Genomic DNA, 18,190 nt, shown 5'->3' with positions numbered 1-18,190 from the left:
TGCTTTTGCTAAGCTAATCAAGACAACTGGTATTTTTATGACGCAAAGTTGCGCCCCCCAAAGCTGTTATCGTTNCATATTCGATGGAGCCGAAAAGAGCTCCATTCCAGGACTCGACGGCATCAGGGCCTTTTCCGTTGGACTGGTGATGGTCGCCCATGCAGGGTTCGGTCACATCATACCCGGCGGACTTGGCGTTACCATCTTCTTCGTATTGAGCGGTTTTCTCATAACAAACCTACTGATCTCGGAATGGGAGAATTCAGGAGCACTTTCAATCAGGAACTTTTATGTTCGTCGTTACTTGCGACTGACACCTGAGCTGTACCTATACCTTCTGTTTGTGGTTGCCGCGGGCCTCATCTTGTCAAATATCAACTGGATGGATGTAATCGCGCCCGCCTTTTATTTCGCGAACTACNCAAAGATCTTCAAATGGACGAGCGAGACCAGTTTGTTTCCAGTCGGACACTTCTGGTCACTTGCTATCGAAGAACACTTCTACATCGTGATGCCTGCAGCTTATTATCTAACTCGGAAGTCTCCATTCCGATTTGTTTTTCTGGCACTTCTCTACATCATCCTTGTTCCATTCTATCGCGTGTACGCTTTTGAGAATTTCGCGATCGAACGCATCTCCTACGCAAACAGCGTTTATACGTACGTCGCAACAGAGAGCCGGATCGACTCCCTCTTGATCGGGTGCGNAATGGCAATCGTATGTCGCTATCGCTTTGCGAAAGTTTCGACATTCGTCTCAAAGACGTGGCCTATCATACTGTTCGCGTCCCTAGCGTTGATGCTCGTTGCACTCGCCATTCGGAGCCATGAGTTCAGATCGACATACAGATACTCGCTTCAGAATATCTCCATTATTCTGTTCATGTTCTTCCTGTTCTTCTCCCAGTTCGGAGCCTTCATTATCGGTCTACTCGACGTCCCGGTCCTCAAACTGTTGGGAAGACTGTCTTATGGGATGTATATTTGGCATCTCGCTCCCTGTAATTACCTGCGATCAATGGGTGATTATGTTGGCGTCGGAAATGGATACGGAACTCTTGTTGCTAACGTAATTATCGTCTTTATCGTGACCATTCCGATAGCCTGGCTATCGGAACGATACGCACTTGCTCCCTTTCAGGCACTACGTCGAAAATTCGGTTCCGTTGGACACTGAACCAACGAGCCTTTCCACACCTCCCATCAGTCGAACCAACCCCAACAGACGTTGAAATGTCAGCGCTGAACACGCCCTTGCGTGAGCTCTGCACATCTCTGTCGGGACGGNACGACTATCAAACAAAGGATACCCCGTATGAAAGTAGCAATTTTTGGACTGGGCTATGTCGGCTTTACCGCAATGTGCTGTATCGCATCAGAGGGCCACAGCGTCATTGGCTTTGACGTCAGTGGCCAGAAGGTAGACAAGATCAACAGAGGNGTCGCACCTTTTAGCGAACCTGGAATTCAAGAGCTTTTNACCGAAGTTAAAGATGCTGGTCGAGTGTCCGCCTTCACTGACATTGGGGATAGGCTGGCCGACGTAGATCTCGCGATTGTATGTGTGGGGACACCGAGCGCTCCNGACGGATCACACAATATGTCCTATATTGCTGAAGTATCGCGTCAGATCGCACAGGCAGTAGACCCAAATAGAAGTTCACCCCTAACCGTCGCATACAGATCTACCGTCCGTCCTGGNACGGTTACTGGATTGNTNGAGCCCATTTTCCGCTCCGAACTCGGGGACGAAGTCTTCGATCGCACGATTGAACTTGTCTACAACCCTGAGTTCTTGCGCGAAGCCGCGGCGATCAAAGACTATTTCGAACCACCGAAGATCATCATTGGCACGCGCGATGGGAANCCGAGTGCAAATATGGACAAACTGAACGCCAACATCAAAGCACCAGTCTTCTATGTCGGCTATGGCGAGTCTGAAATTACCAAGTTCGTCGATAACACTTGGCACGCGGTAAAAGTTGCTTATGCAAATGAAATCGGACGTGTCTGCATGCAACTCGGTATCAGCGCTGCCAANACACACGAGATCTTCATCTCAGATACAAAATTGAACATTTCTCCGTATTACACCCGACCTGGCGGAGCATTCGGCGGATCCTGCCTACCAAAGGATGTCAGAGCGCTTCAATACATTTCAGGTGATTGTGGTGCTGGCACGTATTTGATCGATTCACTACTTCGCTCGAACGACGCNCACAAATTCAGACTTTATGAGATGACNACAAAAGGCCTCAAAGCGGGCGCCAANGTTCTTCTCGTNGGGTTGGCCTTCAAGGCGAATACTGACGATNTGAGAGAAAGCCCAAATATTGACCTTGCACGAAATCTGCTGAAAGACGGATACGATTTGTCGATCTTCGATCCGGCGGTTGATGCAACTAAACTCGTCGGCGCGAACTTGGGTTATGCCTATACCCAACTTCCCGCACTGCAAAATCTACTGGTATCCAAAGAGATTGCTGAAACCCAGCAGTATGACCGGATCATCGTTGCCAATCCAACCATCAAACAATTGAACCTTGCAAAAGGACAGGACATCGTCGACCTGAATGCGCTCGCATGAACGTCGTCAATCTCCGAAGCGCTAATAAAGGCGAGCACCAGCCGGACGCTCAGTCCGGTTGGCAAGATCGCCTGAAGCACGAAGGCAAACTCGAAGGTCGCAAAATATTGATCATCGTAGAGAACCTTCCTCTGCCATTCGATCGTCGCGTCTGGCAGGAATGTCGGACGCTTGTCGCGGCAGGCGCGGAAGTTTCCGTGATCTGCCCAACGGGAAAAGGCTTCGAAGAACGATATGAATATCTCGAGGGTGTCCATATCCATCGCCATCCACTGCCGGTCGATGCAAAAGGCGCCCTTGGCTATCTCGCAGAATATTCAGCCGCACTGTTTTGGGAAACGGTGCTGGCGTGGAAGATATTTGTGTCCCGTGGGTTCGATACGATTCAGGGGTGTAACCCACCCGACCTGCTGTTCCTCGTCGCCTGGCCGTTCAAACTACTCGGTCGGAAGTACATCTTTGATCATCACGACATCAATCCCGAACTATACGAAGCGAAATTCAACCGCCGCGGTTTGTTCTGGCGATTGATGGTTCTTTTGGAGAAACTGAACTTCAAAAGCGCTGATGTTGTGATCAGCACAAACAATAGCTATCGCGATATCGCCCACAGCAGAGGTGGGAAGAAACCAGAAGACACGTTCGTTGTTCGCTCTGGTCCGGACCTGACGCGCCTTAGGCAAATGCCCAACAATGACTCGCTTCGGAACGGACGTAAATTCCTCATTGGCTATGTTGGAGTCATGGGGGATCAGGAAGGCATCGACCTCCTGCTCGAAGCGGCGCATCACATCGTCTTCGAACGAGCGCGCTCGGATATTCAGTTCTGCCTCGTCGGCGGAGGCCCCAGCCTCGATGCGCTGAAAGATCAGTGTCGATCGCTCGGCCTCGAAGACTATGTCGATTTCACCGGTCGCGCGCCAGATAATGTCCTGTTCGAAGTTCTTTCGTCGGCAGATGTCTGCGTGAACCCCGATCGGGTAAACCCAATGAATGATCAGTCCACGATGAACAAGATTCTTGAGTACATGGCGTTCTCAAAACCCATTGTTCAATTCGATGTCCGGGAAGGTCGCTACAGCGCGCAAGACGCATCTCTGTATGCCAATGCGAATGACAGTACGGACATGGCGGACAAGATCCTTGAACTCGTCGACAATCCAGAAAAACGTGCGCGAATGGGCGCCTATGGAAGGCAACGAGTAGAGAGCGAGCTCTCTTGGGACTTCCAAGTCGACACACTGATTGATGCGTACTGCCGCGTGAACGAGCGATAGTTACAAATGCCGATTCTTGCTGACACCTTCCCACGGTATCTGGAGCACGATCCGCTTGTTCCAGTGTTCTGTCTGACACCTGGAAGCAAGCCTGCAATTCATCGATTCTTCGACACGTCACCCATTAGCCCTTCCGGACGATACCTCGTGGTAACGGAGTTTCCGTTCGAAGACCGAGTACCTGCCCCAGGAGACCACGCCGATGTCGTGGTAATAGACCTGGTGATGGGTGTCGAGGTCTATCGCTCTGCCACAGCCGCTTGGGATACCCAATTAGGGGCTCAGGCCCAATGGGGGAAAACGGACACAGACCTCTTCTTCAATCGAATGGATTCCACCACATGGATTCCATTCGGTGTGAGGGTTGACATACTCGGCCAGTCCGAACGAAAGCTGCAGCATACGGTATACATGGTCTCTCCGGATGGAGACCACGCTCTATCCCCCTGCCTTCGTCGTATCGCCCACGTTCAACCTGGATATGGCGTCATCGTTCGTGACCTATCANGTCTTAAACATTCGGGCGCGAGCAGTAGCGACGGAATTCACATCATCGATACGAGGACAGGAGAGTCCCGACTTCTGGTATCATTGGCGGAAATTGTCGCNGCACAGCCTGNAACGTTTGAGGACATTGATCTNNGAACTGGTGGNTTCTACGGGTTTCACGTCAAATGGAACCCGCAGGGTACGCGGATCATGTTCGTGATCCGGTGGGTAGGCGATAATGGGCGGCGGGAGAGTTATCTCATCACCTGCGATCGTGACGGTGGGAACATCCACACAGCTATCGACGCGGCCACCTGGCGTGGCGGGCATCATCCCAATTGGTGNCCAGACGGAGAAACGATCGTCATGAACTTGGTAGAACGCAAGCCACGTTCATTGCTCACACCAGTNAAACGGTTTTTGGAGAAAGCGACACGCAAAGCTTCGTCAAAACTCAAAGTTGATTTCCGGCTNACCTCAAACGACGAAGTNTTGCGGTTCGCGTTNTTNAAATATGANGGCAGCANNTTTCGATATGTTGGCAAACCACATCGNGGGTCCGGTCACCCTACCATGTGCCCAGGNCAAACNCATGTCCTGACTGACGCTTATCCCCGCGAACCCGTTTCCTACGTAGACGGCAGCGTACCCATTCGGCGTGTTGGAATTGATGGAGCGCACGCTCAGGAATTAGTTCGCATTGATGCAACCCCAACCATAAATGGTCCAAAATCCGCGCTACGTATCGATCCTCACCCNGCGTGGACACGGGACAATTCCGCAATCGTCTTCAACGGAGCCGTCAATGGCTCAAGACGTGTTTTCATTGCATTGATGGAAAACCTGAAATGACTCCATCCTATGCATATCCCACAGCAAGAAATGGCATGAGGATATCATTATCCAGTATAATGGTATTCTTCNCNGTAATCGTATTCTCAGGTGCGTTCATCGAACAGTGGATCTTTGGGCCTGGATTCGACCGNAACATTTCATTTTCGGATCGNATACTGAACACATCNAAATTTNTCCCGGTCTATTTGTTCTTCATGCTTCGCCTGATGAAAAGCAAACGAGCACTTCGAATCAATCTTTACTATCAATGGCCGATCGTACTCTTCGCGGGATTTTATATTGCCTCTTCCGCATGGTCGATGGATTACGTTTTCTCGTTCATCAACGCGATGATTTTCCTGTGCACCATTCTCACGGCTTGGGGGATTGCAAGCACACTCAGGTATGATCAGTTTTTGAAAGCTGCGTTCTATGCACTATTGGTGATAGCGGCAGGAAGTCTACTCTATATTCTTTTCCTCCCTTCCTATGGCGTCATGAGAGGTGTTGATCAGGAATCCTTCACAAACCTGGCAGGCCTTCCACAGGGCGTATTCAAGCATAAGAGCCGTCTCGCTGAGATCATGAGCATCGCTTTTATCGTATCGTTTTTTTCCAAAGGATACATCAAGCGGTCTCATCGCTTCCTACTTGCCGGGCTAAGCGCGTATTTGTTGCTGTCGACTGAAGCAAGCCTCAAAACGGCGGGGCTTATTGGCAGCATCAGCGTGATGTTTGCATGGGAACTTTTTGTTCAAACATTCCGAGACAAAGTGATTTCTTCGGTGATGGCATCAATTGCGTTTCTCGTGCCGGCTCTGGTATTTATAGCGCTTATTCAAACTGTGTTGCTCGCATCGGGCGAGGACATGACTTTGACGGGCCGGACAATCATCTGGGAACATGCGGTTCAGGTCGCTATGCGATCACCAATAATCGGGTTTGGACCGTCATCGATCTGGGGCTCTGCTTTGGGATTTGTTCCCGAGTTGCCGCTATTCAAAATCCCTCATGCTCACAACACATTTCTTGAGCTATTTTTACAGACGGGTTTTCTCGGATTAGGCATGGTGCTCTGGTACCTGGCCCGCTGTCTGGGGCTCGTTCTGTACGGCCACAACGAAATCAACTCTCGCTCACGCATAGCATTTCTGATTGTCTGGTCCGGGCTGGCTCGGTCNACGTTTGAGTTCGGATTGTTTCAAGGAAACAACCTCTCCTTCCTGTTTATGCTCATNGTCGTCTCCTNCCAGTTTCTTCAAAAGGCAGACGTCCACTCACTCAGTAAACCCAGCGCCATCGACAGCAACACTGTTGGATGGAAGCACCCGACGAAGGCTTAAGCACACGTGCCAAAACTGCTGACCACTCTCAAACGAACCGACTTCTCTATCTATCAAAGATCAATCAAAGGTACGTCATCGCACTATATTCCGGGTCTTGATGGACTGCGTGCCATTTCTGTGTTGCTCGTGGTGATCGCGCATGCTGGCTTTGCTCGATATGTACCCGGTGATCTTGGCGTAACCGTATTTTTCTTTATCAGTGGCTTCCTGATAACGAATTTGCTCATCAGCGAAATCGATGCGTCTCGTACAATCAATATTCAGCAATTTTATATACGCCGCTACCTGCGACTTTCGCCTGAACTCTACTTCTTCGTGCTTGTTTGTACCTTGGTGTCCTTCCAGTTCTATTCAGTCCCTTGGCTCGATACCCTGGGCTCTCTATTCTACTTTCAGAATTACGTGCGGATATTCTTCCCGACTGAAACTCCAGACACGCCCCTGACGTTCAGCCACCTTTGGTCACTTTCGGTGGAGGAACACTTTTACCTGATTATGCCGTCATTCATCTGGATGTTTCGGCGGCGGCTGGATGTATTCTTCTGGGTGCTTGTTGCGCTTTGTATCATCGCGCCTGCCTATCGCTTGTTTGCATTTGAATACATCAATCCACAGCTCGAGTCTTATGCGAGCATATACACTGATCGTGCAACTGAAACCCGTTTTGACTCAATCATCTATGGTTGCCTGCTTGCTCTTTTCGCCCGCAAGGGAAAGTTGTTCGGTATACAACCCGCCCCAGTGACGCTGTTATTGTTACTGTGTTCGGCACTGGGAATCCTATTGTCTATACTGCTGCGTACAGATCTCTTTAAGCATGTCTGGAAGTTTACTGTGCAAGGTATCGCCCTCTTTGCTGGAACGTATGCCTTGTACACTGCGAAGGATATCGTTCGACCGATATTTCAGATACTCGAATCCAACTTGTTCAGGGTAACGGGTCGATTGTCCTACGGTATCTACCTTTGGCACCTCTTCCCAATATGGTTCATNCGACATGCGGAAGCGAACGGCACTTTTCCTGACCGAGATTGGCGTATCAACATCGCCATCGTCATCGGNTCCCTGATCTTTTCGTACGTAGCTGCGTACATTTCCGAGCAAGCATTGTTGCGTCCAATATCAAAACTGCGGCGTCGCTTTGGTTCTGCGGTCGCGAACTGACAGTCCACTGANTTTAAAATCCTNCCGTANTTGCACAGGANTTTCTTGCATGAAAGCCATTGTAGCCAAAGCGCTCAAGAACCNGNTGCTCAAAAAGTTTGCNGGTGAAGCTGGCCTTATCCTTATGCTGCGAGTGTTCGCAGCCGGGATGAACTATGTCGGAGTGATCTGCCTTGCCCGCTGGTTGTCTTTAAGCGACTTTGGAATCTACGGTTCGATCATGAGCGCGGTAGGGTTCGGGGCTGTAGCNGTACAATTTGGATCGACGCTTACAGCCATTCGATATTTGGGAGAATACCAGGTTCATCAAGAACAAGGGAAAGCACACGGCATCATTCGGTACTCGGAGCGCGGTGTNCTTCTCATCGCATTGGTTACATCTACCGTGCTTGGAGGNGCCTGTGCGACTACCGCATGGTTGGGTTATTTTCCCACCGGATACGTATGGTTNTTGGGATTGGCGGTGCTGCCCGCATTTGCGCTGACGGATGTACAAAGCGCAGTTATGCGAAGCTTCGACCAGATCCTCCCGGCTTTGCTTCCGAAGGATGTCATATGGCGAAGTTGCATTCCACTTTTTGCCTTCATGCTCTTTGTGTACTGCCCAGCGCACCTGAGGCTTCCCATCCTGCTCGTGCTGTCGGCTCTTTCACTCTCGGTGTTCGCTCTTTGGCAACACTGGCATCTGCACTCTACACTCCCTAGCGCGATCAAATCGGCAACTCCTGACTACGACCAAAAATCCTGGTGGAGCACCAGCATTCCGATCTGGTTGTTGTTGATGTCTCGAATTTCGTTCAGAACACTTGACGTCGTTATCGTAGCACTCCTTCTGAACCCCGCCGCCGCTGGCATATACTTCGCCGCGTCTCGAACATCAGAACTCCTCGGCTTTGTACTTTCCTCTCTAAATCTGATCGTCGGTCCGAATATCTCAAAGCTGTATGCAGCAGACAAGAAAGCTGAACTCACACAGTATCTGGCAGTTTCATCGGTCGTAATTTTCACGCCTGCGCTCGTCATGTTCGCCGCCTGCGCACTGTTCCCTGAGCTTATTCTCTCAATATTTGGAAGCCAGTTCGAAGACGGTAAATGGGTTCTGATCGTCATGGCGTTTGGGCAGCTATTCAACGCCGCGACTGGAAGTGTCGGCGTTATGCTCAACATGACAGGACATGAAAAGATCAATGCAAGGATCATGATCACGACTGCGCCGTTTACAGCTGCCGCCATGTTTCTGTTTGCGTGGCAATTCGGAATGATTGGTGCAGCTATCGCAGCGGCGGGCGGTATCGTTACGTGGAACGTGCTGTTGTGGCGAGCTGCTCGAAAACACACCGAATACGATCCCTCAATCTGGGGCACAATTGTTTTTGCCAAACGAGGATTCAAATCATGAAGCGCATTTTTCTAGTTGGCTCCCCTCGATCCGGGACAACACTTTTACAAAGCATGATCGGGTGCTCTCCAGACATCGTAACCTTCAAGGAAAGTCACCTCTTTTCCAGAAGCTTTTCAGTCCGTCACACTGCGCTGCCTGCNCATCGCTCTCCACTCGGAGAAGTTACACGCTTCTTTGAAGAAAACGAGATNGGAATCAACTGTCTCCCACCAGACCTTTCTGCTTCCGAACGACTAAGCCGTGAGGCCGTTGCTGCGTACTTTCTTGAGGCTCTAGACAACGCCGGAAGTTCGAGTGGAAAGTGTGCCTGGCTGGAGAAAACACCACGTCATCTGCTTTATACTGATCTGATCGANAAAGCGGCCGCCCGTGAAGGAAAGGATGTACACTTCATTCATCTCATAAGAGACGGTGTATCCGTGGCAGCTTCCATGTCCAATGCCTCTCAGCTATGGCAAAAGAAACACGATGCTGAAGCAGCGCTTAAGCGGTGGCAGAAAGAAATCGCAATTACTCGCAGCAAGTGCGGAAACCAGAACCACACGGTTGCTGTGTACGAAGACCTTCTGCATGAACCCACCACAACGATGACGAAACTNGCGAAAAGGCTGGGCCTTCGCCTGAGCCGCGAGGATCTGGCCCGTAGAAACGAAGTACTTGAAAGCATCGTTCGAGCTGATGAATCCTGGAAGCTCGATACGGCAGGCCAGCACGTCAAACCGCTCGATAGAACGTCAAAACACATTTCCGACGAGCAACGCGAACAGCTGCAGTCAGTCATAGACTACACTGATTACCACTACCTTTTGGAAGTTGCTCACTCCGCCATGGACGAGGTGATGGCGTGACCGATTCTCGACCAAATACTCAAGAGCAGTCGATCATGATGATAGCATGGCGTTCCGAATGCTATCGTTCGAGTACGACAGCTGATCTATTCGGTGCAGACCTCAAGTTGATCTGGCCTGAAGTCGGCAACGGTCCGGTTGGAAAAGCGGTTCGATATGCTCTGTCTTTCTGGCTGACATTCTGNCTGGTTCTATTGAAACGCCCGAAATTCGCTATTGTCATGAACTTGCCCGCATTTGCACCAATGGCAGCGCAACTGGCAGCCCTTGTGAGCGGCACCGATATCATTCTTGACTTTCATTCCGGCGGAATCACAAGCAAGTTCTGGAGCAGGTTCACCCCTCTGTTCCGCTTTATTGCCAAGCGTGCTCCCTTCGTTATCTGCCATAACCGGGTCGACGGGGCGGTTATAGAGAAGTGGGGCGGAAAGCCATTCTATCTNACAGCGTTGCCAAGCAATTTCGATGGAACGGAGTATTTAGCCGCTCCGGGAAATCCATCCGTGTTGGTTATTTGTTCGTTTAAAGATGACGAGCCCATAGATGTTCTACTAGGTGCCATGAAGAGCAATCCAGACGTTTTGTTCCAGGTGACCGGAAACTACAGGAAAGCAGGGCTTTCCTCTGCTGACATGCCACAAAATGTTGAGCTCTTAGGATTCGTACCATACGGCGACTACATTCAGAGAATGTGCGCCAGTTCTGCTATCATCACTGTGTCAGATCGTGACTACATCATGCAGGCGGCGGTGCATGAGGCTCTGAGCTTGGGTGTGCCCGTTATTACCAATAGATCGCAAACTATTGAAAGCGTTCTGGAAGACGCCGGGACCTACGCTGAAGTAGATATCGATAGCCTTGCCATCGCCGTCTCCACAGCCGTTTCGAATTCACAAAAACTGCGTGAACGCACAATTGCCCGAAAAGAATTCCTACGAAACGAACTTGCGCAAAACATGAAACAAGCTCTGTCCCTGCAGAGCTGATCCAAAACCAAAGTATTCGTCGAACTAGGGCGGCAACCTATTTGGCAAGCCGCTNAGACCAGATGCGCGGGTCCCTAAACGGCCCCGNACCCTTCTTTGCGCGCAATCGCCNTCGGCAACCGACACCCAAAAGCACTCCTCCCATGAGCGCTACGGCCCAGTCGCACTGGACGGTCGCGCCCTTTCGTCTCGCCACATCCATCCACTTTGTCTCAGGCAGGAAAACGATGCTTACCAACACACACACCGTCCGCCCTTTCATCCTTTGTGGTGGCTCCGGAACACGGCTCTGGCCGCTCTCCACACGNGAAATGCCGAAGCAATTCCATGTACTGTCTGGTCGGCACGCCATGATCTCGGAAACGGCAAATCGACTACCGAATAACATTAGTGGCACCCCGGTTGCGCCCGTCGTGGCCATTGCCGGAGCTCAATGGAGATCTCTGCTACGCCAACACCTTCCAGGCGCTGGTTTCCTACTGGAGCCCTTCGGGCGAAACTCTGCCCCCGCTGTTGCCGCGGCGGCTCTATCAGCTGATAGCGACGACCTAGTACTCATTCTGCCCGCTGATCATCATATCGGCGATGTTCCTGCGTTCCATGAAGCTCTTTCCCGCGCCGTCGAAGCCGCAACAACCGGCGCACTCGTCACATTCGGACTACACCCCGAATATGCCGCGACCGGATATGGATACATTGAGCTGAACTCGACTGCTGACGCCGAACTTCCCGCTGCTCCAGTGTCCCGCTTCGTCGAAAAGCCGGACGAGCCGACGGCGAAAGCATTCCTGGATGGCGGGCGCCACCTCTGGAACGCCGGGATATTTCTCTTCAAGGCCAGCTCCATGATCGAAGCTCTGGAGATCCACGCGCCANATATCCTGAACAGTGTACGAAATTCCCTTCCCACAACGGGCCCTCTTTCCATTGGGGAAGAACGCCTGTTCCAGCGCAAATCCTTTTCCGAAGCACCTTCCATAAGCATCGACTATGCCATCATGGANAAGGCAGACAACGTCATGGTCGTACCGGTTGCCATGGANTGGACNGACTTGGGAGATTTCCGGGCNCTCCATGCCATTCGCGCCCCTTCAGGAGAAAGCCTCCTCAGTGGACCAACTGCAGAGACCGGTAGCCGCGGAAATCTGGTTTANTCCACCGGGCCTCGCGTCGCCGTCCACGATCTTGAAGGCATCGTTGTCGCCGCATCACCCTCAGGTGTTCTGGTCAGCCGACTGGACAGCGCCGCAGGCATTCGCGGCGCGGTTGAGGCCGCCAGCCGAACGACAGCGCCAAATTTCAACCCAGACCTAACCGCCCGCGCCAGAGCATTCATTCGAGACGCGATGTTGCCGTGTTGGGGCGAGTATGGGTGGGATGAAAAGAATGGGGGATTTGTAGAAGCGCTTGCTGGTGACCTTTGCCCACAAACGGNAAAGCCCAGACGCGGCAGAGTCGCGCCGAGGCAAGTCTTCACGTTCTCTACGGCCTTGAAAATTGGGTGGGACAAGGATGGCATTGCAAGCCGCCTCGTCGATCAGGGCTTGAAATTCATTGATGGTCCCGCCCGGTCTCCAGAAGGTGGATGGTCGCACGTCCTTGCGCCGGACCAGACACCACTTGATACCCGCCGGGACCTGTATGATCACGCCTTTGTCGCGCTGGGCACCTCTCGTGCCTTCGATGCAACGGGGGACGACACAGCCGAAAGACTTGCGGTCGAAGCCTTTGAATTCATAGATACATATTTGCGGGACGATGGCCCCGGCTATACAAGCCCAGAGACCGCNGACGGCAAGAAATTGGCAAACCCGCACATGCATCTCCTGGAGGCCAGCCTTGTTTGGTATGAGGCCAGTGGAGACCCAATTGCTCGAGATCGGATCGATCTACTGTGCGGACTGTTCGAATCCCACATGTTCGACAATAGAACCGGCGCACTGGATGAAGTGTTCGAACAGGATTGGTCGATTGACCGCGCGGGAGAATGCGCTCCCATAGAACCGGGCCACTGCTATGAGTGGGCTTGGCTGCTGTCGGAAGTACAGCGGCTGACAGGGCGTGACACAGCAAGCTGGGCGCGCCGGCTTATTCTGTTTGCTGACCGGTTCGGACGGGACGAACAAGGATTTTCCTTTGACGGGGTGAGCCGTACGGGTGATCCTGTTCTGCCAACCAAACGACTTTGGCCGCAGCTGGAACGGTTCCGTGCGAGACTTCGCTTCCCTGAAACGGCCGCTCCCGGAGAAGCCGATCGCGAGCTGGAGCGCCTGTTCGCACTATATCTGATTGAGGGCACACCCAGCTGGTACGACCGTCTGGAGCCGGATTATGCCCCTTCTGGCACCTTGCTGCCGGCTAGTATGCCTTACCACTTCATGACAGCGCTCGGCGCGCTTTAAGACAAAGACTTCCACTCAAAATCTCTTACTATCGATAGCGGCACGACGGGCTTGCTTTGCTCGTTGNTACTCACCTGCTCTGCTAGTCAGCAGGCGCTATCTTCTCATTCAGGAGCTCAACACATGAATGCCTCTAAGCCCCCAGATCGCACTGGCATCGGCACCCACCTCGACAGGCTGGAGGCTGAAAGTCTTCATATCATACGAGAAGTTGCAGCTGAGTGTGAGAACCCTGTGATGCTGTATTCGGTTGGCAAGGATTCGGCTGTGATGCTGCATCTTGCGATGAAGGCGTTTTATCCGTCTCGTCCGCCNTTTCCGCTGATGCATGTGGACACGACCTGGAAGTTCCGGGAGATGATCGAATTCCGGGATCGCAAGGCGAAGGAGCTGGGCTTCGATCTTCTGGTCCATGTCAATGAGGACGGCGTGCGCGAGGGCGTTGGCCCGTTCAGTCATGGCTCTGCGGTGCATACGGATGTGATGAAGACACAGGCGCTGAAGCAGGCGTTGGACAAGTACAAATTCGATGCGGCCTTTGGCGGCGCGCGGCGCGATGAGGAAAAATCCCGCGCCAAGGAGCGGATCTTCTCCTTCCGGTCTGCCGAGCATCGCTGGGATCCCAAGCGCCAGCGCCCGGAGCCGTGGAATGTCTACAATACGCGCATCAACCAGGGCGAAAGCGTGCGCGTTTTCCCGCTGTCAAACTGGACCGAGCTCGACATCTGGCAATATATCCGCCGCGAGAACATCGAGATCGTGCCGCTCTACTTTGCCGCCCCGCGCCCGGTCGTGAACTGGAACGGGGTCGACATCATGGTTGATGATGACCGGATGCCGGCAGAGCTGGCANAGACAGCTGTCACCAAATCCGTCCGCTTCCGCACGCTGGGCTGTTATCCGCTGACCGGCGCCGTGGAAAGCACGGCNGANACGCTGGAAGACATCATCCAGGAAATGTTGCTGACCACGACCTCCGAACGCCAGGGCCGCGTGATCGATGCCGACCAGTCCGGCTCCATGGAAAAGAAAAAACAGGAGGGCTATTTCTGATGCGCCTCAATGATGAATTGATTGAATCGGATATCGCCGCCTATCTCGAGAANCATGAGCACAAATCCCTGCTCCGCTTCATCACCTGTGGTTCGGTGGATGATGGCAAGTCGACGCTGATCGGCCGCCTTCTGTATGATGCCAAGATGATCTTCGAGGACCAGCTGGCCTCGCTGGAGAATGATTCCCGGAAAGTCGGCACACAGGGCGAGAACATCGACTTCGCCCTTCTGGTCGATGGCCTGACCGCCGAGCGCGAGCAGGGCATCACGATCGATGTCGCCTATCGTTTCTTTGCTACCGACAAGCGCAAGTTCATCGTCGCCGACACGCCCGGCCATGAACAATATACGCGCAACATGGCCACCGGCGCCTCGACGGCNGATGTTGCCATCCTGATGGTGGATGCCCGCAAGGGCATCCTGACCCAGACGCGCCGTCACAGCTTCATCACCACCCTGCTCGGCATCCGCAAGCTCGTCCTGGCCATCAACAAGATGGATCTCGTCGGCTACAGTCAGGATGTCTATAACGACATTGTCGATGACTTCTATGCCTTCGCAGACGAGCTGGCGACCGATCTGGAAATCCAGCCCATCCCGATGTCTGCCCTGGAGGGTGTCAACATCACCAGCAAGTCCAACGAGACCGACTGGTATGATGGCCCCAGCCTGATGGATTATCTGGAGACGGTGCCCGTGGGCGACCGCCGCCTGAACGCCTCCTTCCGCATGCCGGTCCAGTGGGTCAACCGCCCGAACCTCGACTTCCGCGGCTTNTCCGGACAGATCGCGGCGGGCACGGTCAAGCCGGGCGACCGGGTCAAATCCATGCCCTCCGGCAAGCAATCCACCATCCAGCGCATCGTTACCGCCACGGGAGANCTGGACGAGGCGATCGCCGGCCAGTCCATCACGCTGACCCTGGATGACGAGATCGACTGTTCACGCGGCGACGTGCTGGTCTCGGCCGAGGANCCGGCGGAAGTCTCCGACCAGTTCCAGGCCCGCATCCTGTGGATGAGCGAGACCCCGCTCCTGCCCGGCCGGCGCTACCTGCTGAAGATCGGTGCCAAGACGGTCACCGCCACGGTCAACGCCCCGAAATACGGCATCGACGTCAACACGCTGAATGATGTGCCGGCCAAGACGCTGGACCTGAACCAGATCGGGGTCACCACCCTGTCGCTCGACCAGGCNATCCCGTATGATCCGTATGATGTCAATCGCGAGATGGGCGGGTTCATCCTGATCGACCGTATGAGCAATGACACGGTCGGCCTCGGCCTGATCGACTTTGCCCTGCGCCGGGCCTCCAANATCCACTGGCAGGCCATGGATGTCGACCGCTCGGCCCTGGCAGAGCAGAANGGCCAGAAACCGGCTGTGCTCTGGTTCACCGGCCTGTCNGGCTCGGGCAAATCGACCATCGCCAACGCGCTCCAGAAACTGCTCTATGCCCAGGGCAGGCATACGTTCACGCTGGATGGCGACAATGTCCGCCATGGCCTCAACCGCGATCTCGGCTTCACCGATGCCGACCGGGTCGAGAATATCCGCCGGGTCGCCAATGTTGCCCGGCTGATGTCGGATGCCGGCCTGATCACGCTGGTCTCGTTCATCTCGCCGTTCCGCTCGGAACGCCAGATGGCCCGCAACATGATGGCCGAGGGCGAGTTCATCGAGATCCATGTCGATACGCCACTCAGCGTCGCCGAAACCCGCGACGTCAAGGGCCTCTACAAGAAGGCCCGCGCCGGGGAAATCAAGAACTTCACAGGCATCGACAGCCCCTATGAAGCCCCCCTCAACCCCGAACTCAAAATCGACACCGTCAACAACTCGCCCGAAGAAGCCGCTGAAGTGATTCTGAACTACCTCAGGGAGAAAGAACTGCTCAAGATTTGAAGTCTTTCCGCACAATCCGTAAACGTATGATCGAAAGATGAAATGAATAGACTTTTTTGCTCGCCAAATCCTCAACCGGGTAACCCGAATTGGTGACTTCTTCACGTTAGGGTATCGCCCTATCACAGGGGCAGGCACTCACGATTTGTCATCGTCTAACCACCTGACCAGGTGGGCACGAGAGACAAGCGTAACACTTAACCAAAGAGGTGGGGTATGAGATATCTTCCAATGATATCTGCTCTTGCGGTGCTTGCCGGATGTTCGTCATCCGGCAAGGGCAATCTGGAATCCTATGCACTGCCATTGCCGGACAATACGTTTCCGGTTCGCTCAGCAGATTTTCGCGCTGGGCCGCTGGACAAGATCGAAATCAAGGTTCTCGACCTGCCAGATCTCGACGGCANCTATACGCTTAACATTGAAGGGCGGACAAAGCTTCCCNTGCTCGGTGACATGAACCTTCTAGGTCTGACCGCACTGGAAGTAGCAGAANTGATCGAAGTCAGGCTTGCCGAATCCTACCTTCGCTCACCAGACGTCGTAGCCTCTCTGACACCGGCCTATATTGAACAGGTCACCGTTGAAGGCGCCGTGGAATCCCCCGGCACGTATGATGTTCGTCCAGGCCTGACCTTGCTGGANGCGGTCGCACTGTCCGGTGGCGCTGCAGACGATGCCAACCAAAGACGCGCAGTCATCGTTCGCCGGGTTGACGGCCAACGCCTGATGGCNACGTTTGACCTTGTNGCAATCCGCGAGGGTGAAGCCGCAGACCCACCCATCTACGGAAATGACCTTATCATCATGGACGGATCGATGGTCCGCAGCGCCTTCCTGGATATCGTCCGTACCGGTCCTCTCCTCGCCGCTTTCCGGCCCATCTGGTAATTTAGAAGCGTACAATTATGTCGACAGGAATCTATGACGGCCGAGATGGTCATCCCGGCAATCTCAGCGTGGTGGGAAACAGCGCACCTGTACCCACGACGGCGAACCGGTACGGGGAAGCGCCTGAGTCGGACGAGTACGCGATTGAGTTGCGCGCGCTTGTCCAGATCATTTTCAAACGCAAATGGATGATCATGTCATTGCTGATCATCGGCCTCACGGCTGGATATCTCAGCACACTACTGGTTCCTCCCCTCTATCGCGCAAAGGCAACGATCGAGATTGCCAAACACGCAGCTCAAGTCCTCTCGGAGAGCTCTGTTACTCCNCAGGTTCAGGCTGATCCGGAATTTGTCGAAACACAGTCAGCCTTGCTGAAAAGCCGGGAACTCGCCCAACGCGTGGTCGAACAGCTTAATCTGGACCAGGACCCGGTCTATGCCGACCAGACACTGCCACAACAAGATCGGGTTCATGCCGCAACCCAATATCTATCGCAGAACTTGCGGGTGAACGTTGAGGGGCTCTCGCGATTGATTGCCGTGCGGGTTTCCTCTCCGGACCCGGAAGACGCAGCGCGTATTACCAATACGCTGGTCGAAAATTTCATTCAGACGAGCCTCGAACGAAAATACAACACGACCGCATATGCGCGACACTTTGTGGAGGACAGGCTGGANTCNGCACGCCTNTCNTTGGAAGATTCNGANTCCTTGCTCGCCAGCTATGCCGCAGAACAAGGACTGGTGAATTTCGGTGGCAACAGTTCCATCTTTTCCCTGGATGGCGAGACCATCGTTACCCTGAACAAAGAACTCGCAACAGCAGAATCCGAACGTATTGCCGCGTATCAGAAATACATCGAAGCGGAAAATAGCCCAATCACCTTGGACGTTCTGGACAGCCCAGACCTGAAAAAGTTGCGGGAGCAGCGCTTCCAACTGGACACAGAGTACCAGAACAAGCTCGAGATTTACCGTCCTGAGTATTCAGAAATGACGGAG

Annotated in this window: 13 protein-coding genes; all 13 read left to right on the top strand. The window is 53.3% G+C overall.

Annotated elements, in window-relative coordinates:
• Positions 1–37 precede the first annotated feature (37 nt).
• Entirely contained in the window at positions 38–1,177 is a 1,140-nt protein-coding gene (locus tag CBB91_RS13075) for an acyltransferase (RefSeq protein WP_273014503.1), read from the top strand.
• 138 nt (positions 1,178–1,315) lie between these two features.
• Positions 1,316–2,587 (top strand): nucleotide sugar dehydrogenase, encoded by a 1,272-nt coding sequence (locus tag CBB91_RS13070; RefSeq protein WP_273014502.1) that lies wholly within the window; start codon positions 1,316–1,318, stop codon positions 2,585–2,587.
• The gene (locus CBB91_RS13065) at positions 2,584–3,864 is read left to right on the top strand and encodes a glycosyltransferase family 4 protein (protein WP_273014500.1); all 1,281 of its coding nucleotides are present in this window, start codon (positions 2,584–2,586) and stop codon (positions 3,862–3,864) included. Before CBB91_RS13070 ends, CBB91_RS13065 begins: the two co-directional genes overlap by 4 nt.
• Positions 3,865–5,402: 1,538 nt before the next feature.
• A complete protein-coding gene (locus CBB91_RS13060) occupies positions 5,403–6,530 on the top strand; it encodes an O-antigen ligase family protein (RefSeq protein WP_273014498.1) in 1,128 nt (375 codons plus the stop codon).
• A 6-nt stretch (positions 6,531–6,536) separates the two neighbouring features.
• A complete protein-coding gene (locus tag CBB91_RS13055) occupies positions 6,537–7,697 on the top strand; it encodes an acyltransferase (RefSeq protein ID WP_273014497.1) in 1,161 nt (386 codons plus the stop codon).
• A 49-nt stretch (positions 7,698–7,746) separates the two neighbouring features.
• A complete protein-coding gene (locus CBB91_RS13050) occupies positions 7,747–9,096 on the top strand; it encodes a lipopolysaccharide biosynthesis protein (RefSeq protein WP_273014495.1) in 1,350 nt (449 codons plus the stop codon).
• A complete protein-coding gene (locus tag CBB91_RS13045) occupies positions 9,093–9,947 on the top strand; it encodes a sulfotransferase (protein WP_273014493.1) in 855 nt (284 codons plus the stop codon). Before CBB91_RS13050 ends, CBB91_RS13045 begins: the two co-directional genes overlap by 4 nt.
• Positions 9,944–10,933 carry a glycosyltransferase gene (locus tag CBB91_RS13040; RefSeq protein WP_273014491.1) on the top strand — a complete coding sequence of 330 codons (990 nt, stop codon included), beginning with the start codon at positions 9,944–9,946 and terminating at the stop codon, positions 10,931–10,933. Before CBB91_RS13045 ends, CBB91_RS13040 begins: the two co-directional genes overlap by 4 nt.
• A gap of 62 nt (positions 10,934–10,995) precedes the next feature.
• Complete coding sequence (locus CBB91_RS13035; RefSeq protein ID WP_345906878.1) at positions 10,996–13,335, top strand: AGE family epimerase/isomerase; 2,340 nt, start codon at positions 10,996–10,998, stop codon at positions 13,333–13,335.
• A 123-nt stretch (positions 13,336–13,458) separates the two neighbouring features.
• Positions 13,459–14,388: a sulfate adenylyltransferase subunit CysD gene (cysD, locus tag CBB91_RS13030; RefSeq protein ID WP_273014488.1), complete on the top strand. Its 930-nt coding sequence runs from the start codon at positions 13,459–13,461 to the stop codon at positions 14,386–14,388.
• A complete protein-coding gene (gene cysN, locus CBB91_RS13025; protein ID WP_273014487.1) occupies positions 14,388–16,295 on the top strand; it encodes a sulfate adenylyltransferase subunit CysN in 1,908 nt (635 codons plus the stop codon). The genes cysD and cysN overlap by 1 nt, the downstream gene beginning before the upstream one ends.
• 231 nt (positions 16,296–16,526) lie before the next feature.
• Positions 16,527–17,186, top strand: coding sequence for a polysaccharide biosynthesis/export family protein (locus CBB91_RS13020; RefSeq protein WP_345906877.1), 660 nt, complete (start codon positions 16,527–16,529; stop codon positions 17,184–17,186).
• Between the two features lie 17 nt (positions 17,187–17,203).
• Positions 17,204–18,190, top strand: a 987-nt coding sequence (locus CBB91_RS13015; protein ID WP_273014483.1) for a Wzz/FepE/Etk N-terminal domain-containing protein, incomplete at its 3' end; no start/stop codon positions are given.

The sequence above is a fragment of the Hyphomonas sp. TMED31 genome (assembly GCF_002172815.1).
GTDB classification, from domain to species: domain Bacteria; phylum Pseudomonadota; class Alphaproteobacteria; order Caulobacterales; family Hyphomonadaceae; genus Hyphomonas; species Hyphomonas atlantica.
Note: the sequence above shows the minus strand (reverse complement) of the source record. Positions and strands in the feature narration are given on the sequence as shown.